The 22,726-nt window shown below is 43.5% G+C and carries 19 protein-coding genes and 3 pseudogenes; 4 read left to right on the top strand and 18 right to left on the bottom strand.

Annotated features, from left to right (window positions below; translation table 11 throughout):
- Positions 1-362: 362 nt before the first annotated feature.
- From ACED46_RS07635 to ACED46_RS07645, 3 genes and pseudogenes are all read right to left on the bottom strand, one after another.
- A complete protein-coding gene (locus ACED46_RS07635; protein ID WP_371721196.1) occupies positions 363-1,892 on the bottom strand; it encodes a YfjI family protein in 1,530 nt (509 codons plus the stop codon).
- A complete protein-coding gene (locus ACED46_RS07640; RefSeq protein WP_371721197.1) occupies positions 1,889-2,125 on the bottom strand; it encodes a helix-turn-helix transcriptional regulator in 237 nt (78 codons plus the stop codon). Before ACED46_RS07640 ends, ACED46_RS07635 begins: the two co-directional genes overlap by 4 nt.
- Positions 2,126-2,405: 280 nt before the next feature.
- A pseudogene (locus ACED46_RS07645) lies at positions 2,406-3,392 on the bottom strand (ISAs1 family transposase); the annotation flags it as partial.
- Between the two features lie 80 nt (positions 3,393-3,472).
- Here ACED46_RS07645 and ACED46_RS07650 point away from each other — a divergent pair.
- Positions 3,473-4,392, top strand: a pseudogene (locus ACED46_RS07650) (IS5 family transposase).
- Positions 4,393-4,448: 56 nt separating this feature from the next.
- Here ACED46_RS07650 and ACED46_RS07655 read toward each other — a convergent pair.
- From ACED46_RS07655 to fabR, 4 genes and pseudogenes are all read right to left on the bottom strand, one after another.
- On the bottom strand, positions 4,449-5,486 hold the full coding sequence (locus ACED46_RS07655; protein ID WP_371721199.1) for a hypothetical protein: 1,038 nt from the start codon (positions 5,484-5,486) through the stop codon (positions 4,449-4,451).
- A gap of 63 nt (positions 5,487-5,549) precedes the next feature.
- Positions 5,550-6,832, bottom strand: a pseudogene (locus ACED46_RS07660) (tyrosine-type recombinase/integrase).
- A 295-nt stretch (positions 6,833-7,127) separates the two neighbouring features.
- Positions 7,128-7,499, bottom strand: coding sequence for a YijD family membrane protein (locus tag ACED46_RS07665; RefSeq protein WP_017061049.1), 372 nt, complete (start codon positions 7,497-7,499; stop codon positions 7,128-7,130).
- Entirely contained in the window at positions 7,499-8,140 is a 642-nt protein-coding gene (fabR, locus tag ACED46_RS07670) for an HTH-type transcriptional repressor FabR (protein WP_010438693.1), read from the bottom strand. The genes ACED46_RS07665 and fabR overlap by 1 nt, the downstream gene beginning before the upstream one ends.
- A 327-nt stretch (positions 8,141-8,467) precedes the next feature.
- Here fabR and sthA point away from each other — a divergent pair, with 327 nt between their 5' ends.
- The gene (sthA, locus tag ACED46_RS07675; protein WP_371721200.1) at positions 8,468-9,868 is read left to right on the top strand and encodes a Si-specific NAD(P)(+) transhydrogenase; all 1,401 of its coding nucleotides are present in this window, start codon (positions 8,468-8,470) and stop codon (positions 9,866-9,868) included.
- A gap of 183 nt (positions 9,869-10,051) precedes the next feature.
- Here the strand turns inward: sthA and dinF are convergent, their stop codons facing one another.
- The 4 genes from dinF to ACED46_RS07695 all read right to left on the bottom strand — a co-directional run bounded on the left by dinF (position 10,052) and on the right by ACED46_RS07695 (position 13,578).
- Positions 10,052-11,407, bottom strand: a complete 1,356-nt coding sequence (gene dinF, locus ACED46_RS07680; protein ID WP_371721201.1) for an MATE family efflux transporter DinF — start codon at positions 11,405-11,407, stop codon at positions 10,052-10,054.
- A 117-nt stretch (positions 11,408-11,524) separates the two neighbouring features.
- Positions 11,525-12,403 (bottom strand): class I SAM-dependent methyltransferase, encoded by an 879-nt coding sequence (locus ACED46_RS07685; RefSeq protein WP_017070281.1) that lies wholly within the window; start codon positions 12,401-12,403, stop codon positions 11,525-11,527.
- A gap of 97 nt (positions 12,404-12,500) precedes the next feature.
- Positions 12,501-13,121, bottom strand: a complete 621-nt coding sequence (gene lexA / locus ACED46_RS07690; protein ID WP_019820514.1) for a transcriptional repressor LexA — start codon at positions 13,119-13,121, stop codon at positions 12,501-12,503.
- A 94-nt stretch (positions 13,122-13,215) separates the two neighbouring features.
- Complete coding sequence (locus ACED46_RS07695; RefSeq protein ID WP_371721202.1) at positions 13,216-13,578, bottom strand: diacylglycerol kinase; 363 nt, start codon at positions 13,576-13,578, stop codon at positions 13,216-13,218.
- A gap of 220 nt (positions 13,579-13,798) precedes the next feature.
- Here ACED46_RS07695 and plsB point away from each other — a divergent pair, with 220 nt between their 5' ends.
- The gene (gene plsB / locus ACED46_RS07700; RefSeq protein WP_371721203.1) at positions 13,799-16,222 is read left to right on the top strand and encodes a glycerol-3-phosphate 1-O-acyltransferase PlsB; all 2,424 of its coding nucleotides are present in this window, start codon (positions 13,799-13,801) and stop codon (positions 16,220-16,222) included.
- 103 nt (positions 16,223-16,325) lie between these two features.
- Here plsB and ubiA read toward each other — a convergent pair whose 3' ends face one another.
- Positions 16,326-17,180, bottom strand: a complete 855-nt coding sequence (ubiA, locus tag ACED46_RS07705) for a 4-hydroxybenzoate octaprenyltransferase (RefSeq protein ID WP_017061043.1) — start codon at positions 17,178-17,180, stop codon at positions 16,326-16,328.
- Positions 17,181-17,723, bottom strand: coding sequence for a chorismate lyase (locus ACED46_RS07710; RefSeq protein WP_164091128.1), 543 nt, complete (start codon positions 17,721-17,723; stop codon positions 17,181-17,183).
- A gap of 162 nt (positions 17,724-17,885) precedes the next feature.
- Between ACED46_RS07710 and ACED46_RS07715 the strand changes: the two genes are divergently transcribed.
- Entirely contained in the window at positions 17,886-18,293 is a 408-nt protein-coding gene (locus tag ACED46_RS07715) for a flagellar basal body-associated protein FliL (protein ID WP_371721204.1), read from the top strand.
- Between the two features lie 87 nt (positions 18,294-18,380).
- Here ACED46_RS07715 and glpG read toward each other — a convergent pair whose 3' ends face one another.
- The 5 genes from glpG to ftsE form a co-directional block, all read right to left on the bottom strand.
- Positions 18,381-19,223: a rhomboid family intramembrane serine protease GlpG gene (gene glpG / locus ACED46_RS07720; RefSeq protein WP_371721205.1), complete on the bottom strand. Its 843-nt coding sequence runs from the start codon at positions 19,221-19,223 to the stop codon at positions 18,381-18,383.
- Positions 19,224-19,281: 58 nt separating this feature from the next.
- Positions 19,282-19,602, bottom strand: coding sequence for a thiosulfate sulfurtransferase GlpE (gene glpE / locus ACED46_RS07725; RefSeq protein WP_017061039.1), 321 nt, complete (start codon positions 19,600-19,602; stop codon positions 19,282-19,284).
- Between the two features lie 440 nt (positions 19,603-20,042).
- On the bottom strand, positions 20,043-20,900 hold the full coding sequence (gene rpoH, locus ACED46_RS07730) for an RNA polymerase sigma factor RpoH (RefSeq protein WP_017055518.1): 858 nt from the start codon (positions 20,898-20,900) through the stop codon (positions 20,043-20,045).
- A 177-nt stretch (positions 20,901-21,077) separates the two neighbouring features.
- Complete coding sequence (gene ftsX, locus ACED46_RS07735; RefSeq protein ID WP_017061038.1) at positions 21,078-22,046, bottom strand: permease-like cell division protein FtsX; 969 nt, start codon at positions 22,044-22,046, stop codon at positions 21,078-21,080.
- On the bottom strand, positions 22,033-22,710 hold the full coding sequence (gene ftsE, locus ACED46_RS07740; protein WP_004736585.1) for a cell division ATP-binding protein FtsE: 678 nt from the start codon (positions 22,708-22,710) through the stop codon (positions 22,033-22,035). Before ftsE ends, ftsX begins: the two co-directional genes overlap by 14 nt.
- Positions 22,711-22,726: the final 16 nt, after the last annotated feature.

Genomic DNA, 22,726 nt, shown 5'->3' on the forward strand with positions numbered 1-22,726 from the left:
ACTTTAAATGTATTGCTGATTGTTGTGTGTATATTACCAATAACCGAACTGATCGATAAGAAAATACAAATCAAAAACAAAAACAAAAACAAAAACAAAAACAAAAACAAAAACAAAAACAAAAACAACCATTGGTTATTATTTAAAATATATCATCACAAACAACTCCGAAGTTAATTTATATGAGGCATTTAATTAAAAAGGAATCTAAGAAATGAAACTATTTAAATTTATATACATCATCTTTTTGTCAACTTTACTTGCTGTAGGTTTCCTTAAACTTGCAGGACTCCCATTGATACAACCTCTTGTTCTCATTGGGTAAGCGCCCTATACATTGACTCTCAACCATGCCTAAATGTTTAGTAATGAGACATAGGCAAGGGTGGAATCGAAACCGTTGATAAATCTACTTGCTGTTTATGTAAGTCTTGTGGATGCGCAGGAAATAGATCAATGACCTTCGTTTGGCCTACTAGCAACTGTGAGAACCGAGGGTCTGGCTCTAAATAGCTTAATGCTGCTTTTAGGTCTTTGCTTTTTCTGACACAATTTGGGCCATACTGAAGTATGTAGTTGTTTTTGATATACCGAGTTCCTGCATTTGACCTTTGGACTAACCAATTCGCTAATACCTCCGCATCAAGCACATGCTGCGGAGGGGTTGGTGGTGGACAAAACAGCCCCATAAACTCTGACGAATAATAGGCCACAATATTGATGGAATCCCAGAGCGTTGAGAGCGGTATCTCTGAGAGAGTTTCATCCTCTGAGTAGACTTCAAAACAATGCAATATAGCAGCGACACGAACTGTGTTTTCAACCAATTTGGATGCGTGATCTTTAGCAAACTCAAAACGTCCACCTGGCTTCATCCCGGTTTCAATGTAATTTGATATCTCTGTGAGCACTTTTTTAGCGTCATAGCAGAAAGAAACAACTCTTCGTTCGCGCTCGTCGATTTCTAGTGGCAATAGCTGAAGTAATGAGTAGACTCGTTCATTGAATTCATCTATTGCTTCCGTTGGAATCTTTATGCCGTACGATTGACGGTTGCCACAGTTTGAAGGCGGATAGCAGAGTAAGAAACGAGCGAAGAAGCCATTATCACGTACGTCATCTGTAGATTTTGTGATAAACTTTTTCACGGTACTTACTTGAGTCATGATCGCTACGGTCAAGCGAGCATCTTCAATGATGATATCATCGCTTGATTTTCTGCTTACTCTGGTGTCTTCGCCTGACCAAGCGTCGTTTAAGAAGCTGGTATTCTTCATTAGCAAAGAGTTTAGGATCTTGGCTCCTTCGCTGCTGCTAAGTAACGCATTAGCTCCCACACCTTGTAGCTCAGCCTGTAAAGATTGCGGCGTCGCATCTTCGAAGCGGATAATTCGTGCTTTAGGAGCTTGTGGTTCGTTCAGCTGATGGTCGACAAGTCGTTCAATAGCAAAATCTTTCTCTTCACCAGAAGTTTTCGCCACTTCCTTAATTAAGCTCTTCTCAACTTCTTTGTATGCGTTGATAATTAGGGCATGCTTAACTAAGGCTCGCTTTAAACGCTTGGTATCGTCTAGCATAAACCTTTTCAGTCCTTTAATAACTTTTGACTCTAAGCTAGATTTACGCTCACCAGAGCCCGCAACCGTCAAGATATTCAAAGAGATTGGTCCCGCCTTACCTGTCAATGGATTCTCAACATCCACTAGCCCCTGAAGGCACGTTGAGGCCGCAGATAGAGCTGCTGACAAATTCATTGCGCGTGGTGTTTGAATCATCTGCTCAAGATTGTCTAAGGCTCTAAAAATAGTAGAATCATTTCTGAAGTAGGGCGGCACGGATTGGTAAGGAAACCAAGCTGTGCCCTGAAGGCCTATAGGAAGCACATTGCTCATTGAATGACCCCCTCATCATCAGACTGACGCGCTCTAGCTTTAGAGTCTAGCCATTCGTGTACTTCAGAAGATAGCCACCCGACAGCGCGCGGGCCAAGCGACAACGACCTTGGGAAAGAGGCGTCATGGCGTGGCGAATGTTGGTTGATTTTGTCGTAAATAGACGATCTAGACAGACCCGTTATCTTAATCAGATCATGAATACGATAGATGTGGGGCTCTTTGCTCTTCATTTATGTTTCTCCTACTTGTAACCAGAGACTGCACTTTAAATCAAAGCAAAAATCGAATCATCGTACTTAGGAAACTCCATAAACTCCATAAACTCCAAAATGACACTGAGAACTGATTTTTTGAAGTCCATCGCAACTAAGCTATAAGTCGGCGCATGGGAGCTGGGGGTTAGGAAAGGCTATTGAAAGGGGGCTAGTTCTATCAGTTGATTATCGTTGTCACAAACGTTCAGTACCTAAAACAACCATGTATCAATACAAAGGGGGGAGTGACTCACGGCTAGAGCATTTTAATTCCAGCGTTTAAAAGAACCGAGCGGTACTCATCATCAAGAGCCGCTATCTTCCTCTTTCTTACCATGCTGATGTTTTTACTTGTATCTTGTTTAAAAAGACTTAGTGCGATTTTCCTCAGAACATTGAAAGCTAAAGCTCCTGTGCCTCTGCGGATACGTGACTCATCTTCTCTAAACGTTACATCTAACATCCAATGCATACTTTCTACCTGCCAGTGGCTTCTTACTGCATCGAGTGCTTGTTGCGCGTTGAGGGCTAATGAACTGATATACCATCGAGTTTCTTCCGATTTTTTACCACTTAATTTTTCTTCAACGGTGGCGGTCACTTTGATTACACTCTGTAAGCCATCCCAGCGATAATCTTTGTCTAACCAGGCTCTATCAATAATTAACTGCTCGCAATGACGAGTTTCAATACGTCCATGCCCTGCACTTACTTCACTGTACTCGTCATACGTTTCAGAAGTTGTGCCTTCTCGCATTGATTTGTGCCACCAAGCTTCAAGCTCTGCTTTCATTCCAGAGTGATTGCCTTTTAAGGCTAATACGTAATCCGCTTTACCTTTAACAATCTGCTTAGCGATGTCTTTTTGACACCCCATTGCGTCTAGCGTGATGATGCAGTTCTCAATATCAAGTAATGTGAGCAACCTTGGGATAGCGGATATCTCATTGCTCTTCTCATCAACCGCGACTTGCCCGAGAACGAGCTGATGTTGACTACTCCAAGCGCTGACCGCATGGAGTGGATTTTGCCTTTCGCGCGTATCAAAAGAGCGTCGAGCAGTTTTGCCATCAATGGCAATTACATCACTTCCAGTAGACTCAATAAGACAGCTCATCCAGCGTTGAAACGCTGTCTCTATTTCTTCTGGCTTAAGGCGAGATATAACTCGAGCGATGGTATCATGGCGTGGAATACCATATTCGAAGGGACGATAACGTCGAAGCCAATTTAGACGATGAATGGGCTTTGTTGCGTAATTCAGTGGAACTAAATCCAGAACCTACGATCTGATCAGCTACATCCACTCCCTCTCGTAGTCCTATGCCTAAACATCGTTACAAAACAAACAACTGGAAGCAATACAACCAATCACTCATTAACCGCGGTTCCTTGACCTTTGGATGGATGAAGAAGCGATAAGTAACTGGACGCAAAGCAAACAGAATAAACGTGGAAGGCCTCGTCGATTCAGTGATTTAGCTATCACGACAGCACTCATGGTAAAACGAGTTTTTTCTATGCCACTAAGAGCGCTTCAAGGATTTATCAACTCGATATTTAAACTTGCCGATATTCCATTAAGCTGCCCGCATTACACCTGCATCAGTCGTAGAGCCAAGCAAGTTGAGGTCTCATTTAAGACAAAAACGAGAGGTGCGATACAACATCTAGCTATTGATGCGACTGGCCTTAAGGTTTATGGCGAAGGTGAATGGAAAGTCAAAAAACACGGGACAGATGGCAAACGTAGAGTCTGGCGAAAGCTGCATATTGCTGTGGATACAAGCACTCATGAAATCATTGCAGCTGAGCTAAGTTTATCGACGGTTACAGATGGAGAAGTACTCCCGAATTTACTAAAACAAACCCGCCGAAGTATCCTTGAGGTGTCTGGTGATGGCGCTTATGATACGAGAGCATGTTACGATGCGATTAAGATCAAGCAAGCCGTTGCACTTATTCCTCCAAGAGAAGGAGCTGCCTTCTGGGAACGGGGTCATCCCCGAAATCTCGCAGTAGGTTGTCAGAAGTTATATGGCTCAAACAAGTATTGGAAAGAGCGGTATGGTTATCACAAACGCTCCCTCTCAGAAACAGCGATGTATCGAGTTAAACAGTTGCTTGGTGGTCGTTTAAGTTTAAGAAATTACAATGCACAAGTGGGGGAAACTTACGCGATGATAAAAGCGTTGAACAAGCTCACAGGGTTAGGTATGCCTGAAACTTGTCGTTTTGACTAAGAAACATCCGAAACGGGTTGGCTTTATCTCTAAATTTAATTACGCAACAAAGCCTTTCATCTATTGAAAAGTGCCATACAATAACCCTTGTACTCGTCATTCGAAAAAACGACATTATCCAGTTCATTATTTAAACTTAAATTGATCAAATGCGGTAATATTGGTGGGTTTAAAAATGGTTCTTCAGGTTTACCTTCGTCATCGGTTCTATTACTTATCTTTACTCTCGTAGTTGGGTTGATAAACCGTTCAAAAGCCTCGGCTTTCCTGCTAGGTTTGTCTACTTCTCTTTTCAGTACGTATTCATCTATCAGTTTTGCCCTTTCGGTCGTATTCTTAGGGTTCAACGAAGGTTTTATTTCATAGATCAAATGAGCAAAAGCTGCCAGATCGCACAATAGCTTATAGTCATCATTTTTATAACGTTCATCCACTTTATAAAACGAGCCTTTATACTCATCTATGTCTTCAACTGAAGGAAGGGAGGATAGTGAAATACCATACCTTAATGCATCTTCATGTTTTTCATCATAAAAGATATTATCCATTCCCATATTTAAGAATGAGACATTACTTATTTCAGAAAACACCTCCCCTCCTTGTTTTGATATATGATATTTACCAAAAAACTTAAGACTAAAAATGGTTCTCTGTATCCTACGCCACGTTTCTCTTTCAGTAAAACCGCTTATCTCTATCTTGTTATTTATTAATGCCTCTATATGGAAAAACGCATCCAATTCTTTTTCGCTATACTCATCAAATAAAAAAACCAGCGGTGATTCTTTAATCTGGCATTTTCCAAAATTTAAAATATGGTGTACATCAGATAATTGCAGATTTAATTCAACCAAAAAACCTTGAGTGGCATTGTTACCAATAATTTTCGATAAGTTATAATTCAAGGGATGTCTATATGAATTCACTAAAAAAGTGGCTTCGTATGTTTTTTTATGCCATTCATCGTCATCAATACCAAACCAGAGGTATGACTGTTCAGGTGGACAGTAATAAAGTGGTATGCCTGAGTTGATGGATCGTTGAAGGGTGACCTCTAGTGTACTCCCCAATGTTGAAATGCAAGTAAATGGCAAACAATTCCCCCCTATAAGACTGCTATTCCTGCTACAAATAGCAGAAGTAGCAGAAGTAGCAGATTATATACCAAAATGTCGACGCAAAAATGCTGCTTTTGTAGGCGATATCTGATCTTTTTTCTTAGGAGCAAGAGCTTGTAACTTTCTCCCCCACGCTTGCATTACCTGTAATTGCTCATTGAAGTAGTCGTAATGATTATAAACTCGCAACATACCAGGTAACTGATGCCCGACCGCTTTTTCGACCGCGACTATATCGAGCTTCATTTCATTGCATCGGCTAATAAAGGTTCGGCGTAAGTCATGAGGTGAGAATGGTTCTATTCCATCTGGGAGGTTTCTTTTAATAATAATTCTAATAGCTGATGATTCTTGTACTTTATCTGAGTTTAATTGAGGCCAAACTAACTTCCTGCTATTAGCAATTTCTTTTCGCTGCTCTTTAAGCAATTCAATCAAATAGTCACTCAATGGAACTTTTCGACTTTCTGGACTCTTACTATGCCTATCTTTTGAACTTGCAGGAAGAATCCAAGTTCTATTTTTCAAATCTACTTCTTCCCATCTCATTTCTAAAACAGCTCGTATTCTCTGACCACAACCAAGTAAAAACCTAATTAGCCGAATATTAGAGGTGTTAGTCTTCCACGATTCTAAACTCGACTGTAGTAATTCTAATTCATTAAAACTCAAATTTCTTTTAGTTATTTTTGAACCGCCTCCTACATCTTTTGCTTTTAGTTGTGGGGCTGGGTGCACCTCAAGCATATTGAGAGCTAACGCATGATTTATGATTTGGTTCATCACTTTATGACATGCGCCTATAGCTCCGGCCATACGCAGCCCAGACTGATCAGTTTTAGCGTCAAATACTCTATTTAGATCCATAATATTAAGATCATCTAATTTAACGTCACCAATAAACGGTTTCACATCTCGTAAGTAAATCGTCCTAGCCTGCTCTCCTCGTAACTGTTTCGATAAGTGTATAGCGTCAAAACTAACAAATGCATCATGGAAAGTTTTTTCTGCCTCTTGTTCTCGCTTTCTCTAACTAGCTCAAGTTTAGGATTTTTGTTATTTTCTAACCAACTACGATAACGACCTGCTTCTTCTCTAGCTTGCTCTAAAGTCATACCCGTTTGAGGCTTCGACTTTATGTATCGACCCATTGAAATCTTTTCGTGTTTTTTACCTATTTGAAAGCGAAAGGTCCAGGTCATTGTTCCCGTGGGACGAACACGGATATTTAATCCTTCAACTTTTTTATCAGGGATCATGTACTCTTTATCTTGAGGCTTCAACGCTTGCAATGTGGCATTGCTGCTAATTCTCTTTGTCATTATATTAAACCTATGCTTCTGGGTACGGCTCAGGGTACGGGAACAGGTGAGTTCCTATTGTATTATCTAGAACTCCACTGGACAACCAAATAGAGAGAACCCCTTAGTAACAGTAACTTAAGTGAAAAATATGGACTGTAATAAATCTTATTGGACACAAACTTCCATACACGCACCACATGGAAGCTGGCGTATTCCTAGAGCGTAAAGCGTAAGTATCGCTTTCAGGTCTAAGCCAAACAGCAGATACAAAAAAACGAGCCCATTGGCTCGTTTTTTTAATTTCTAAATCAGCTTAAGCAGTTTTGCCGATAAAGCCGAGTTTCTTACCTACCCATGCAAGAAGCAACATCGCGACAATAATCGCAAAGAAGTTTGAGCCAGCATCAGGGTGTTGTGCCTTCACAAAAGCCGAGTGGCCAAATGCACCTACAAAGAAACAAGCCAAACCTACTAGTGGAATATCTTCAGATACTGGGTTAGTTAGGTACTCTTGGTAAAGTGCTTGTACAGCCAAGACTAAAGCAATCAGTGGGAAAATAGAGAAGCCCACTTCGCTCATTGTTACCCAAGATAACAGAGCATCACCACACACACCGGCAATAACAGCAAGTACGAGTGTCTTTCTTTCTGAACCACGGTTTACAGTATTATTTTCATTCGACATTATTCAATCCCGCCTTTTAATCGGTTACGTTCACGTTCTTTACGATACCAAAAAGCCCCTTTGGCCATCATTCGCAATTGCATGATCAAGCGTTCAGCCAGTTCATCTCGCTGACGTCGATCTAAATCTAATGCTTCTGCCCCTGAGTTGAAGACCAAGATAACGGAGGCTTCAGCTTGAGTAAAAGCTTCGTCTCGTGTCATGCCAGTCGTTATCAAATATTCGGTTAACTCAGCAGAGAAGTGCTGTATCTCACGAGCTACCGCTGCACGAAACTCAAATGAAGTTCCTGAGCGCTCTCGCAATAACAGTCTGAATACGTTAGGGCTGCTTTCAATGAATTCCATAAAGGTTTCAACCGATGTACGAATCACACTGCCTTCTTTTACTATGCGTTGCCTAGCTTGACGCATTAACTGGCGCAGCAGTAAGCCACCTTCATCAACCATGGTTAAGCCAAGCTCATCCATGTCTTTGAAGTGACGATAAAAGGAAGTCGGTGCTATTCCAGCCTCACGAGCGACTTCTCTCAAGCTTAGATTGGAAAAACTACGATCGGCGCTGAGTTGGCTAAATGCTGCATCGATTAAGCTGCGACGAGTTTTTTCTTTTTGCTGTGCGCGAATGCCCATTGGTTTCATACTTTATCAATTTCTTCTTTTACAGCCTAAACAGGCATGTCTAATACTCTATTCAATATAACGCGAATCACTTATTTATATAAGGCACTCTGGTTATATAAGACACTAAACATACCTCTTTGTTCACGTACCGAAGTAAATACGTTCGAAGAAAAAATTTCAATATCCACGCTGTCATTTGGAGACATACGACATACCAAATATTATTTTTTCGATAACACTGCGTGATCCCACCGACTCTCTGATGCCCTTTTCATGTACCCGAGAACAGAATCGGTTAAAATCTCGCTAAAGCAATGTTAATCAAATATAACAAGGAAGATATCTATGCCGCACTCCAACCACTTTGATGTAATCGTAATTGGTAGTGGCCCCGGAGGAGAAGGGGCAGCGATGGGATTAACCAAAGCCGGGTTGAACGTTGCAATCATTGAGAAAGAGAGCAGCGTTGGTGGTGGTTGTACTCACTGGGGAACAATTCCTTCAAAAGCACTGCGTCATGCCGTAAGTCGTATTATCGAATTCAACAGTAATCCGCTGTTTTGTCAGAACAACAAAAGCATACACTCAACGTTTTCTAACATTTTGGGGCATGCCAAATCGGTTATCGACAAGCAGACTCGATTACGCCAAGGCTTCTACGACCGCAACCAGTGCACGTTGGTCTTTGGTACTGCACGTTTTATCGATACCAACACTGTCTCGGTAATGCAAAGCGATGGCACTGAAGAACATTACAGTGCAGACAAATTTGTTATCGCGACAGGCTCTCGCCCTTACCAACCAGATAACGTCGACTTCCTGCATGAACGTATCTACGACAGTGACTCGATTCTTTCTCTTAAACACGACCCGCAACACATCATCATCTATGGTGCTGGCGTTATTGGTTGTGAATACGCGTCGATTTTCCGCGGTTTGGGTGTAAAAACCGATCTTATCAATACTCGTGACCGTCTGTTGTCATTCCTAGACAATGAAACCTCAGATGCACTTTCTTATCACTTCTGGAACAGCGGTGTCGTGATTCGCAACGATGAAACCTTTGAGAAAATTGAAGGCACTGATGATGGCGTGATCATTCACCTAGAGTCAGGTAAAAAGATGCGCGCTGATTGCCTACTGTATGCCAATGGCCGAACGGGTAATACCGATAACCTGAACCTTGGTGCTGTTGGCTTAGAAGCGGACTCGCGTGGGCAAGTCTCAGTAAATACCAATTACCAAACCAATGTTGACCATGTTTACGCTGTCGGTGATGTGATTGGCTACCCTAGCCTAGCAAGCGCGGCTTATGACCAAGGTCGATTTGTGGCTCAGGCAATTGTGAAGGGTGAAGCTGAACGCCACCTTATCGAAGACATTCCAACCGGCATCTACACCATTCCGGAGATCAGCTCTGTTGGTAAAACCGAGCAAGAACTTACCGCAGCTAAAGTACCGTATGAAGTAGGACGTTCTTCTTTCAAACACCTAGCTCGTGCTCAAATTGCGGGTAAAGATATTGGTAGCTTGAAGATCCTGTTCCATCGCGAAACCAAAGAGATTTTAGGTATCCACGTGTTTGGTGAGCGTGCCGCTGAAATCATCCATATCGGACAAGCGATCATGGAGCAGAAAGGTGAAGCAAATACCATCGAGTACTTTGTGAATACGACCTTTAACTATCCAACGATGGCGGAAGCTTATCGTGTTGCAGCACTCAACGGGCTTAACCGTTTATTCTAGATATAGAACCAATAGGAGTATTTGACCACCCATAGGCCAAATTCATAAAACAGCAAGCCATGCGCTTGCTGTTTTTATTTAAGATATTGAATGTTAGAGTATTGATAGTAATTAGATCATGATGTTCTAAATACCCCTTTACCTGTACAGCCTCATTTACTCTCCACAAACAGAGCCCTCGAGCTAAGCGAGAAACTCCCCTTTCTTCCACTGAGAAACAAACAACACACCAAGACCAATTCCGCGCATTGCCATAAAGCTCAGCATCGCTAACCACAGTGCATGGTTCTCTAAACCTGATGCTAAATAGAAAATCGCGAAGAAACTGCAGGTCGCAACAAACATACTATTGCGCATATCCTTGCCCTTAGTTGCTCCAACAAAAATACCATCCAACAAGAAGCACCACATAGACACCAATGGCATTGCGATTAACCACGGTAAATACACCTCGGCTTGACTCTTCACGTCTGGGATTGTGGTGATCATATTGATTAAGCTCGAGCCAACGAGTGCGAACACTATGGTCAGTACCAAACAAATATTGAAGCTCCAGAAGAAAGTTCCAATCAATGACTGGTTCAGCTCATCTTTGTCTTTCGCGCCTATCGCCTTACCGACCATCGTTTCCATTGCGTAGGCAAAGCCATCCATCCCATAAGAGATGATCATCAAGAAACTCATCAACACGGCATTGGCCGCAACAACATCATCGCCAAAGCTTGCACCTTGGAAGGTCATGAAAGTGAAAGTCGCTTGTAGGCATAATGAACGAAGAAAGATATCGCGATTCAATTTCACGAAACGACTCAAACCTTGGCTGGTTTTCTTAAGCAGATCCCATGGCGATGGTAACTGCTTCTTCGCCCAGATTCGGTAAACACAAATCAAGCCAAATGTTAGACCGGCATAATCAGCCATTACAGATGCCAATGCTGCACCTTCCACTTGCCATCCTAAGCCGATAACAAAAACAATATCCAAAACGATATTGGTGATATTGGTGATGATGACCATCCACATGGGCGCTTTGGCATTTTGAGTCCCGAGTAACCAACCTAGAATCACAAAGTTAGTTAGCGCAGCAGGCGCACTCCAAGCGCGGATTGAGAAATATTGCTGACCATAGTGCTTAACTTGATCACTGGCGCTACTCAATGAGAAAACTAAATCGGCGACTAGACTGTGTAAAAGCAAAAAGACACCAGCAAACCCTAAGGCCATGGTCACGCCTTGCACAAAGACTAAACCAAGTTGCTTGCCATCATTCGCACCATAAGATTGTGCGGCTAGCCCTGTTGTCGACATGCGCAGGAAACCAAGCAACCAAAAGGTCACGCTGATCATTGTGCCGCCCAGCGCCACACCACCTAAATACCAAGAGTGCTCGAGGTGACCGATAACCGCCGCATCGACTAAGCCCAGCAGTGGAACAGTAATATTAGAGAGAACCATCGGGATCGCGAGCAGCAGCACTTTTTTGTGCATCGCCTGATTGGATAGCGTTTGAAAAATAGTTTGGGGATTAAATAGCTTCACGATCACCTCTTAGATTAGAGGCGATAGTTTAACCTAGTGGGTGGGCTTTCACTATGTTGTGGAATTTTACTTATACCGGCTATGTACTCAGTTACTCGAAATACAGAACCACTAGGGTTACCACTTAACGAGCACTAACTGCGGCGTTAAACGCTTTTTGACCTGAGAGATCTTACAAAGAAGCCGCTGCCACAATTTCCAACGATTGCATTGTTGGTCTAGGGGAGAAAACGCTTTTACCCATTGTGCCCATGGCAGCCAATTAAGAACGCTGTCTATTGGTGAAGACAACCCATGAGCATACTTTCCTGAACCAAGCTTTTGTCCCAACGTACTTGAGCTTTTATCTCCAGCTAAGACTAAACACGCATGTGCATGAGTAAAGTAGCGGCTCAAAGACTGAATGAAGTTCGCGGTCTGTTGTTCATTACAATCCAGCAAAGCATGTTCACATACCACCATCACCGAGGCTTGTTCTGGAATATTAAGTTCATCCAACCAAGTTAGGTCATCGACAGAGCCACACTCTAAGCGATAGCGTTCATTTTTGTGGAACAAGCGTTGTCGCCAAAGCAGATTCTCGGTTACATCTAACTCAACCCAATGACAGCGGCCATTATCTAAACGGTAGAAACGGGTATCGAGCCCTGCTCCCACGTTAATAATCCAAGCATCTGGGTTATGAGATAAAAACTGTTGAACTTGAGAATCACAAAGTTGAGTCAGTGTCGCGTAAAGGAGTTGCTGTTGGTCGAGTTCACCGGTAAGACATTCTGGTGCGAGCTGGCAACGCTTGCAGGCTTGAGCTGCGATAGGATCATAAACGAGACCATCATCAGCTAGGCTTTCACGGCTACGAAACCAAAGATGCTGAACGAGGTTCGTCGGAACTTGGAATTCTTGATGTGCAGACCCTTGTTCAGAAGAAGCCTTTTGAACAGAGGAGCGCGGCTTACGAGTAAGCGGCTTCATTTGAGGTTTGGTTGGGTTTGGCATCATCATCTTCCTTGTATCTCGACAAAGAAGATGATAATGAATATCAATTACAATGACAAGTTATTGAGAATAAATATCAATAAGCTATTTGTACTGACTACATCCAGTCGGTGTTGCGAATAATACCAACCGCAAGCCCTTCAATAGACAAGTGTTGAGATTCTAGATCGACATGGATTGGAGAAAACTCTTCATTTTCAGCATGTAACAGAACCGTTGAACCTTTACGTTCTAGGCGTTTTACCGTTACATCATCATCGACACGAGCCACTACAACCTGACCATCGCGTACATCTTGTGTTTTATGAACAGCTAATAAATCACCATCCATAATACCGATGTCTTTCATACTTTCGCCATTTACACGAAGTAAGAAGTCAGCTTGTGGTTTAAACATGCCTGGATCAACTTGGTAATGCATTTCTACATGCTCTTGAGCCAAGATAGGCTCACCAGCGGCAACCTGACCGATTAATGGTAAACCTTGCTCTTCGTTTGCTGCATCTTCAAGCAAAATACGAATACCGCGAGACGCACCTGGGATAATCTCAATCGCTTCTTTACGAGCAAGAGCTTTCAAATGTTCTTCTGCAGCATTAGCAGAACGGAAGCCTAGTTCACGCGCGATTTCTGCACGTGTCGGTGGCATACCGGAATCTTCGATCTTACCTTTGATAAGGTCAAAGACTTGTTGCTGGCGGGGCGTTAACGGCTTCATGATTCACCTGTCTTTTTATACAGTTAACTGTGAGTATATCCAGTAACTGAACAAAAGCAAAGCAATTGCTTGTTTTTAGTTCATTTTTAGCAAATTACAAAAACAGGATCTCTAGCCACACATAACCTGCGAGTGCCAAACAGATGAAAACTGCTGCCGAACCGACATCTTTAACCATCCCAGAAAGCTCATGATGTTCACTGCCGATTCGGTCGACAACCGCTTCAATCGCGGTATTGATTAGCTCGACAACCATCACCAATACCACCGATGAGATCATTAAGATTCGTTCAACTTGGCTTACATCTAGGTAAAATGCCAACGGAATAAGCACGACCGCCATGAACACTTCCTGTCGAAATGCAGCCTCATTTTTAAACGAACTCGTAATGCCTTGCCATGAAAAGCCTGCTGCTTTGATGATGCGTTTGAATCCGGTGTTTGATTTTTTGGTCATTTTTAACCCTATACTCAATCAGTCGATGAATGATTTTCCACAAACTTAACGGCAATATGACTATTTCCATTAAAAGGTTAGACCAGTTTCTGGTATTCTTGCATCGATTAAATTTACGCCTAGGCTTATCCCTATTTCACTCATAGGATTTATCCTTTTTATCAGAGAAATAGAGATACGCTTCAGCACATTGAAATAACTATTGAGGCAGTGAACCTATATGTCTTCTGGACAATCTTTTTCACGTTCATTAATGAAGCTACCTTTATCCGTATTGGTAAAGGGCACATCAATTCCTTCAAACCCTGTTGAGGATTTGAACATTGATTTGAGCAAACCGATTGTATACGCCTTACCGTTTCGCTCAAGTGTCGACATTCTTACATTGCAAAAACATGCACTTGAATTAGGCCTACCTGATCCGTTGAGCAAGCTTGAAATCAACGGCAAATCACTGCAACGCTACGTTTTCATCTCTTCTCGCAAAACTCTGCTGCAAGACGATGATTATGTACCAAGCTCTTCAATTGAAGTGTTCTCTGAATTGCTTTCACTGCACGCCGACGACTCTGAACTCGATGTTCAAGTTATCCCTGCTACCGTTTTGTGGGGGCGTAAACCTGGTAAAGAGAATAACCAGAAGCCTTACCTACAGGCAATGAACGGCTTAGAGAAATCAAAAGCGGTATTACTGGCAGGTCGTGACTGCTTGGTTCGCTTTAGTCCTGTGGTTTCTCTACGTTACATGGCTAACTCACACGGCACCGACAACACCATCGCACACAAACTGGCGCGCGTGGCACGTATTCACTTTTCTCGCCAAAAACTTGCAGCATCAGGTCCTAACCTGCCCAGTCGCCAAGCTCTGTTTGACCGCCTACTAAAATCTGAAGCGATCAAGAAAGCGATTGAAGATGAAGCACAAGCAAAAAACATCTCGATCGAGAAAGCGAGCAAAGAAGCTCAATACATCATGGACGAGATTGCTGCGAACTTCTCTTACTCGCTGATCAAGCGTGGTGAGAAGATTCTTGGTTGGTTGTGGAATAAGTTGTATCAAGGCCTGCATATCAGCAACGCTTCAACAGTTCGTAAGCTGGCTCAAGATGGTCACGAGATTGTTTATGTGCCTTGTCATCGTAGTCACATGGATTACTTACTGCTTTCTTACGTGCTTTACCACGAAGGCATGGTGCCGCCGCATATCGCTGCGGGTATCAATCTGAACTTCTTCCCTGCCGGTCCTATTTTTCGTCATGGTGGTGCGTTCTTTATTCGTCGGAGCTTCAAAGGCAACAAGCTGTACTCGACTATTTTCCGTGAATATCTGGCAGAATTGTTCGCTAAAGGTTACTCAGTTGAGTACTTCAGTGAAGGTGGTCGCTCTCGTACGGGTCGTCTACTGCAAGCTAAAACCGGCATGTTGGCGATGACTATTCAGGCTATGCTGCGCGGCATGAACCGTCCAGTAACGTTAGTACCTGTGTACATCGGCTATGAGCACGTAATGGAAGTGGCGACCTACGCAAAAGAACTTCGTGGTAAGCGCAAAGAAAAAGAAAATGCGAGCCTAGTGATTCGTACACTCCGTAAACTGCGCAATTTTGGTAAAGGCTACGTCAACTTTGGTGAGCCGATTCAGCTTAACCAATATCTGAACGAGCACGCTCCAGAGTGGACTAAAGATATCGATCCAATGGGAACCAGCAAGCCACAATGGATGAATCCAGTGGTCAATGACCTGGCAACCAAAATGATGACACACATTAACGATGCGGCAGCGACCAACGCACTAACACTTTGTGCAACGGCGTTACTGGCTTCAAGACAGCGTGCATTGTCTCGTGACTCTTTGGTTTCTCAGATCAACTGTTACCTGTCTCTGCTTAAGAACGTGCCTTACTCTGATACATTTACGGTACCAAAAGACAGTGCTGAAGATCTGGTAAAACACGCTGAATCGCTGAACAAGTTCCTAATTGAATCAGACTCAATGGGCGACATCATTTCGCTAGACCGTCACCAGTCAATTCTGATGACCTACTACCGTAATAACATCATTCATTTGTTTGCTCTACCATCATTAATTGCTCAGATGACCATTCGTCAGCACGGCCTAACCATTGACACGATTCAAGAGAACGTTGCTGCTATCTACCCGTTCTTGAAGAAAGAGTTGTTCTTAAGCTATGACGAAGATCAGCTTGAAAGCGTGGTAGCGAACATCATTGAAGAGCTTGTTGGCCAAGGTATGCTTGTGGTGTCGGACAACCAAGTCACCATCAACCAGTCAAACAGCCAAGCACTGATGCTGTTAGGCCGTACGATTTCAGAAACGCTACAGCGCTACTCTATTGCTTTGAACCTATTGGCAGAAAACCCTGATCTGGATAAATCTGATCTTGAGCAGAAGAGCCAAGACATCGCACAACGACTGGGACGTCTACAAGGCATTAATGCACCAGAGTTCTTCGATAAAGGCGTGTTTGCGTCGATGTTCGCCACTTTGAAACAGCAGCAATATCTGGATAACGATGGTAACTGCGATTTAGAAAAGACTCAGCAATTCGCTAAGCTTCTCTACTCAATGCTTTACCCTGAAGTACGTTTGACGATTCAAGAGAGTATCCACCAAGCGGAGTAATCATCAGCTTAGAATCTCTTGAATAGCGAGACCGAACACGATCAAAAAAGGCACCCAATGGGTGCCTTTTTCTTTAGCGTTCGTTAACTCGAAAAGCGGATGCTTACCAGAAGGTAATGAACAAGCCCGCTGTCACTGCCATTCCAACATAGTTGTTGTTTAGAAAGGCTTGGAAACAAAGGTCTCGATCACGGTGGCGCATCAGGTGTTGTTGATACACAAATAAGCTTCCCGCTACCAACAGTGCCCAATAGAAGGTATCTCCTAGTTGGTAATGCATGCCTAACGCAATCAGCATCGCTAGGGTGACGAGTTGCAAAGAGCCAACAATCAGTTTATCGAAGCGACCAAATAAAATAGCCGTCGATTTAATACCAATCTTCAAGTCATCATCTCGGTCAACCATCGCATATTGCGTGTCGTAAGCAATCGTCCACAACGCGTTAATCACGAAGACAAACCACACAATGCTTGGCAGTTCATTGGTTTGTGCCGCCCAAGCCATTGGTATCGCCCAACTAAACGCTAAGCCAAGAAACAACTGTGGAAGATGCGTAAAACGCTTCATGAAAGGGTAAATGAACGCCAGACCCACACCAATAAATGAGAGCTTAATGGTCAGTGGATTCATGGTGAGTACCAGCAAGAATGAAACTACGGCTAGCACTAAAAAGAGCAGAATCGCTTCCTTACTGGAAACCAAACCAGACGGCAGTGGACGCTGCTTGGTACGTTTAACATGACCATCTACTTTACGGTCCGCAAAGTCATTGATCACACAGCCAGCTGAACGCATCAACACCACGCCGAGTACAAAAACAACCAAGACATCAAAATCAGGCATACCTTGTGCGGCGATAATCAGTGACCACAAGGTCGGCCAAAGGAGTAATAGGGTACCAATCGGGCGATTCATTCGCGTTAATTGCCAATACGCCTTCGCTTTGGTGGCAAGCATTTACACACTCTCCTTAGAGTAAATGGGTGATGTTGGTAAAAACAGTTCTGCCACAAGCATCGGTTTATGGTTCATCCATAATCGAGAACGACGCGCGAGTAATCGCTCATCGCCTGCGATAACCCAACCAACTTGCAGCGCATCTCGCTCCACGTTCTCAGCACTAAAAACGGTCAATCCAAGCGGGACATTACCTTGTTGAGAAAGGTCTGAGTGCTGATGATCTTCTAATGTGACTCGGGGAATCAAGGTTCGACCTAACACCCACGGTTCGTCATCACCCTTTAAAATCACTTTACGCAGTAAGCAATCAAACGATGATAAAAGATGTTCCTCGTCTTGTTGCAGCATTGAGCGTTCTACAACTTGATTATGAAGCAACTCAACAGACAGGTGCTGACAGCACTTCCCCAACTTGCGGGAAAGAGAACCTTGCTCCATCAGCCACTCTTTGGTGGTTTCATTAGGAAAATCAAATGTTTCTGTACTTTGCCAATCTACATTCATTAACGAATTAAGATACAGCGATATTGGCTGATTCATACTAGTATTCAATAGGTGACTTTACACGTACAATAAAGCTTCAACTTTCGAACAAAATTAAAGCGTTCTTCGAATTGTAAACGTATTTAGATTTAGACCGCTCATTGTAACAAGACTAATGCGTTTCGAATATCGCGAATAAACTAAAGAAAAGTCACAAATATGCACAAACGTTATGTAGCCCAAATATTTCTTGCGATTACTCTACTCTTTTCAGCATCTAGCTTCGCAGAAGAGGAGTCGGGGCCCAAACTAGCCTACTTCACGCTAGAGCCAGACCTGACCACCAATTTTTACACTAAAGGTAAAAAACTGGGCTACATTCAGGTTCGCCTCGACATCATGGTGGCAAATAGTAACGACTTGGCCGCTATTGAGCATCACCAACCACTGATTCGCGATGCGGTGATTGAATTGCTTGGCAAACAAAACGAAGAAACCATTAAATCTCTATCTGGCCGTGAAGACTTAAGAAAATCCTTAGTTGAACACCTCAACAAGATTTTGCTTCCAGAGACAGGTAAAACCCTGATTGCTGACTTACTGTTTACCAAATACCTTTATCAGTAATGATGTAAAACGAATCCCAATAAAAAAGCGGCTCATCTGGCCGCTTTTTTTGTCTCTATCGTTTGGCTACTCATTAGAAGATATGAATTAGCTTCTTGCCGAGCTTGGTGCTTTCATCGCATCGATAAAGCCAATAATCACACCAGCGGCTAGACCAGCTAAATGCGCCGTATTGGCGATAGCCATAAATGGCTGCATGTACCCAAGCACCATCCACACCAACATAAAGCCGACAATCTGTCTTGGGATACCTAAACCAAGTTGTGGCGCCTTCGCACCAACCACCCATAAGTAACCAACCAAGGCATACACAACACCAGACAAACCACCGAAGTTCGCCCCTTCAACCCAATACTGCCCAGCACCTGAAAGCGCAGAAGAGACAGCAAAGATCTGAAGTAGCTTGAGGCTGCCAAGTTTCTTCTCAATGTCTCCACCTAGCTGCCACCACCACAAAATATTAAATGCGATGTGCATAACAGAGAAATGTAGAACGGCATGACTCAACCAACGCCACAGCTGCCATTGCTGTCCATCCACCGCTGGGAAATGTAGGGCATTGAAAATAGCTTGGCCAAAACCGATCTGTTGCAGCGCAAAAATCACCACACACACCAACATCAGGCTTAGTGTCACTGGGCCTGCTTTGGCTTTGATCATGCCCATGAAGCTTGGCGTGTGGTAATGGAAGTTGCTCTTTCTGGTCTCTGCCATGTCCCAAGATGCAGCTTGATAGCGCTTATGATTGGGCTCAGCCAGAAAACGATTCAGCTCAGCTTCGGTTTCAACCTGAAATTGGCCATCAAGAAGCCAAAGAGCAAAACGCCCTTCTCCCTCTGGAGACATCTGAATAGGGATCTGACGAGAGGCCATATAATCAATAAATGCTTGAGCAAGACGTGGATTGTCTAACACCATCAATCTAATCATTGTTACTTCCTATTCATTCTATGAGGGATGCTTGAGGCGGTTCAGGTGATGAAAGTCATTAACCTGCGATCACTGGAAGTTCAGCACGATGCCAAGCTTCGAAACCACCATCAACACTATATACCTCTTCAAAGCCTTGGTTCACTAAATATTGTGCCGCACCTTGGCTACTGATGCCGTGGTAGCACATCACTAAGATAGGTTGTTCGAACTCAACCTCATCCATGAATGACACCATCGTATCGTTAGTCAGGTGGTAGGCTGTTTTTGGGTGGGCAACCGCAAAAGACTGCGGGTCACGTATATCGACAAGTCGAGCTTCGCCTTGTTCGATGAGGGCTTGAGCGCCTTTAACATCGATATGTTTAAACTGGTCCATGACTTTCTCTTTTTATACTGATTTACTTTGCTGCCATTGTAACCTATCCCAAGGCTAACATTCACATCCACTTAATAAGGTTATCCACCAGCGATCACTTTTACACCATTTGTGGATAAATCTGTGAATTGCGTGAATAAAGTGTCTTTTCAAAAATAGATCCACAACATGTAGTAATAATCCTGATCTAACTGTGGGTTAACTGAAACATATCCCCACTCGAAAAACCCCGTCAAAGCCTTACTACACACTGCTTTTAGATAGCTGACGAATAAACTTCTCACAGAGTTATCCACAAAATCATTTTGCAAATTTCGATCGCAAAAGTTGAGAAATCGATCCAAAACAAAAAGGCCGAGATCTCTCGATCTCGGCCTTTTCAAAATTCAGCTATTTGTTAGCTCTACTAGAAAGTAGAAGCTAATAGAAACTAGATGCTATTAGAAATCACCAACGGCTTGTTTCAATTTCTTCATCGCATTCTTTTCTAACTGGCGAACACGCTCAGCTGATATACTGTAGGTATCCGCTAAGTCTTGCAGGGTTGCCTTGTTGTCGTCTAACCAACGTGAGCGAACAATGTGTTGGCTACGCTCGTCTAAGCTTGCTAGTGCTAGCCCTAGGCGATTATTGGTGTGTGACTCCCAGTTAGCCGCTTCAACCGTCTCAGCAACGTCTGACGCCTTGTCTTCTAGGTAGTAAACTGGAGCAGTGTAAGCAGAACCGCCATCGTCATCGTCCATAGGCGCTTCAAACGTCGCATCTTGTGCTGCTAAGCGAGATTCCATCTCACGAACTTCTGAAGGCTCAACACCCAGTTCACGAGCAACCGTCTCAACTTCACCGTTATTGAACCAACCCAAACGCTTTTTAGACTTACGAAGGTTAAAGAACAGTTTACGCTGTGCCTTAGTGGTCGCAATTTTAACGATACGCCAGTTACGTAGAACGTATTCATGGATTTCAGCTTTGATCCAGTGAACAGCAAACGAGACGAGACGAACACCAACTTCCGGATTGAAGCGCTTAACAGCCTTCATCAAGCCGATGTTACCTTCTTGGACGAGATCAGCCATTGGTAGCCCGTAGCCAGAGTAGCCTCTTGCAACGTGCACCACGAATCTTAGGTGGGAAAGGATCAAGCCTTTCGCAGCGTCGATCTCACCTTTGTAATGTAATCGCTCTGCAAGTCCACGTTCCTCTTCAGGAGTCAGCATAGGGTAGCTGTTCGCTGAGCGGATATAGCTATCTAAACTATCTTGTGTGACTAAAGCCATTTGATACGCTTGGTTTGCCATTCGGTTCCTCATCAATCTCTGATCTGGAGTAATACATCTATTAAAACCCTACAATCTTGAACCTAAAATGAACAGGTTTCAAGGAGGGGGAAGTAATTATGCATAATCAATTCGTCTATACAAGGCAAAAACTTGTTAAGAAGTGCCTATTTTTCGTCTAAATATGACTCTATTCACCTAAACTGGTTCAATTTCTTTTAGGTGACGCTGTGCAGAAAGCTTTGCAGCCACACTACCAAGCAGAGTTCCGACGATCAAAAGCAGTAAAGATTCATCCCAACTCAGGCCAATTAAACGGAAGTGGCTGTCGTATAGCTGAGCCAAATCATCCACCGCGCTGTTCAGCAATACGGTAATCAATGCCGTCATTACCCAAGCGCTAATCGAACCTAAAACGCCAAACCACATCCCAGCATAAAGGTATGGTCGAAGAATGTAGCTGTCGGTCGCACCAATCAGCTTCATGGTTTGAATCTCTTCTTTATGCGCCAACACATTAAATCGTAGTGTATTGCCGATAATCAGAAATACCGCGCCCAGCATCAATACCGTTAAGGTAATCACGATGACAGCCGCTAATGCTTTGATCGCATCTAATCGCGCTAACCAATCTTCGTCTAGGCGAACATCGGTCACTAATTCTTGTTGTTTAACTGTGCCTGCCAGCTCTTTAATTAAGGTATCGCTGTGCACGCTTGGCGTAATCACCAGCACACCTGGCAGTGAATAATCGTCGAGAATGGTTAGGGCGTCTTCAAAACCAGAATACTGGCTGAGGTCTGCAAGCCCTTGCTGCGGAGAAATGTACTCCACGAGCTCAACTTGATCCCAACTTTCGATTTCATCCTTAAGCACCATTACTCGTGGCTCAGGAATACCATCCTCTACATAAGCACTTATTTGTGACGGGCTAGTGACATCTTGCGCCACTTCCCCTACATTTTTACCTAATAGGTACAAACAAGCTGGCATCGCCAACGCCATAGAGATCACCGCAAGGGTCAGTAAGTTGCCTAACGGGCGCTGCCACATTTGCGAGAACGATGACTTGGCTTGTTTCCAGTGAACAACAAAGAAGCCGTCGCTTGAAGCGCGGTTTGCTGCTCGATTAGATTGAGGTTTTTTGATGCGCTTATTCGCGGCCATAGTCTTCAACCTCACTCAAAAATCCTTGGTTTAATTCAAGATGGCGGTACTGAGGGCGAGTGTTCACTAACCCGATATCATGCGTCGCTAGGATGATCGTCACACCTGCGCGGTTGAATTCTTCAAATAATCGCAACACACGGTTAGATAATTCAGGGTCTAGATTACCGGTAGGCTCATCGGCTAAAAGCAGAGTTGGACGGTTAACCACGGCGCGAGCAATACCCACGCGTTGTTGTTCACCACCAGAAAGTTGGCTTGGCAAACAACGGGCTTTATCTAATAAACCGGTTTTATCCAACGCAGCACTGACTCGGCGTTTTATTTCGTTTTCAGAAATAGATTCAATACGCATAGGCAGAGCGACGTTATCGAAAATCGAACGGTCCATCAGCAGGCGATGGTCTTGAAAAACAATCCCAATATTACGGCGTAAGAAAGGAATGTCTTTGGCTGGGATACGAGTGATATCGTGATCGTTGAACCAGACACGTCCATCAGTTGGACGCTCTATCGCGCAGATCAACTTCAGCAAGGTACTTTTACCAGCCCCAGAGTGCCCACCCAAAAAAGCCATCTCTCCACGTTTCAGGTGAAAGTCCACTTTTTGGAGCGCTTGTCTTCCACCTCGGTAGGCTTTACTCACTTGCTGAAATTTGATCACCGAAAATTCCTCTTAC

Origin of the sequence: Vibrio sp. 1S139, from assembly GCF_041439475.1 — a bacterium.
GTDB classification, from domain to species: domain Bacteria; phylum Pseudomonadota; class Gammaproteobacteria; order Enterobacterales; family Vibrionaceae; genus Vibrio; species Vibrio crassostreae_C.

Excerpts from the sequence above, each read along its gene's own strand:
- glpG (WP_371721205.1), bottom strand. The coding sequence starts at position 19,223 with ATGATTAGATTGATGGTGTTAGACAATCCACGTCTTGCTCAAGCATTT.
- ACED46_RS07640 (WP_371721197.1), bottom strand. The coding sequence starts at position 2,125 with ATGAAGAGCAAAGAGCCCCACATCTATCGTATTCATGATCTGATTAAG.
- ACED46_RS07685 (WP_017070281.1), bottom strand. The coding sequence starts at position 12,403 with ATGCCAAACCCAACCAAACCTCAAATGAAGCCGCTTACTCGTAAGCCG.
- ubiA (WP_017061043.1), bottom strand. The coding sequence starts at position 17,180 with ATGCTTGCCACCAAAGCGAAGGCGTATTGGCAATTAACGCGAATGAAT.
- fabR (WP_010438693.1), bottom strand. The coding sequence starts at position 8,140 with ATGAAACCAATGGGCATTCGCGCACAGCAAAAAGAAAAAACTCGTCGC.
- ACED46_RS07665 (WP_017061049.1), bottom strand. The coding sequence starts at position 7,499 with ATGTCGAATGAAAATAATACTGTAAACCGTGGTTCAGAAAGAAAGACA.
- ACED46_RS07710 (WP_164091128.1), bottom strand. The coding sequence starts at position 17,723 with ATGAATCAGCCAATATCGCTGTATCTTAATTCGTTAATGAATGTAGAT.
- ACED46_RS07635 (WP_371721196.1), bottom strand. The coding sequence starts at position 1,892 with ATGAGCAATGTGCTTCCTATAGGCCTTCAGGGCACAGCTTGGTTTCCT.
- lexA (WP_019820514.1), bottom strand. The coding sequence starts at position 13,121 with ATGAAGCCGTTAACGCCCCGCCAGCAACAAGTCTTTGACCTTATCAAA.
- ACED46_RS07715 (WP_371721204.1), top strand. The coding sequence starts at position 17,886 with ATGCACAAACGTTATGTAGCCCAAATATTTCTTGCGATTACTCTACTC.
- ftsX (WP_017061038.1), bottom strand. The coding sequence starts at position 22,046 with ATGGCCGCGAATAAGCGCATCAAAAAACCTCAATCTAATCGAGCAGCA.
- rpoH (WP_017055518.1), bottom strand. The coding sequence starts at position 20,900 with ATGGCAAACCAAGCGTATCAAATGGCTTTAGTCACACAAGATAGTTTA.
- glpE (WP_017061039.1), bottom strand. The coding sequence starts at position 19,602 with ATGGACCAGTTTAAACATATCGATGTTAAAGGCGCTCAAGCCCTCATC.
- sthA (WP_371721200.1), top strand. The coding sequence starts at position 8,468 with ATGCCGCACTCCAACCACTTTGATGTAATCGTAATTGGTAGTGGCCCC.
- plsB (WP_371721203.1), top strand. The coding sequence starts at position 13,799 with ATGTCTTCTGGACAATCTTTTTCACGTTCATTAATGAAGCTACCTTTA.
- ACED46_RS07695 (WP_371721202.1), bottom strand. The coding sequence starts at position 13,578 with ATGACCAAAAAATCAAACACCGGATTCAAACGCATCATCAAAGCAGCA.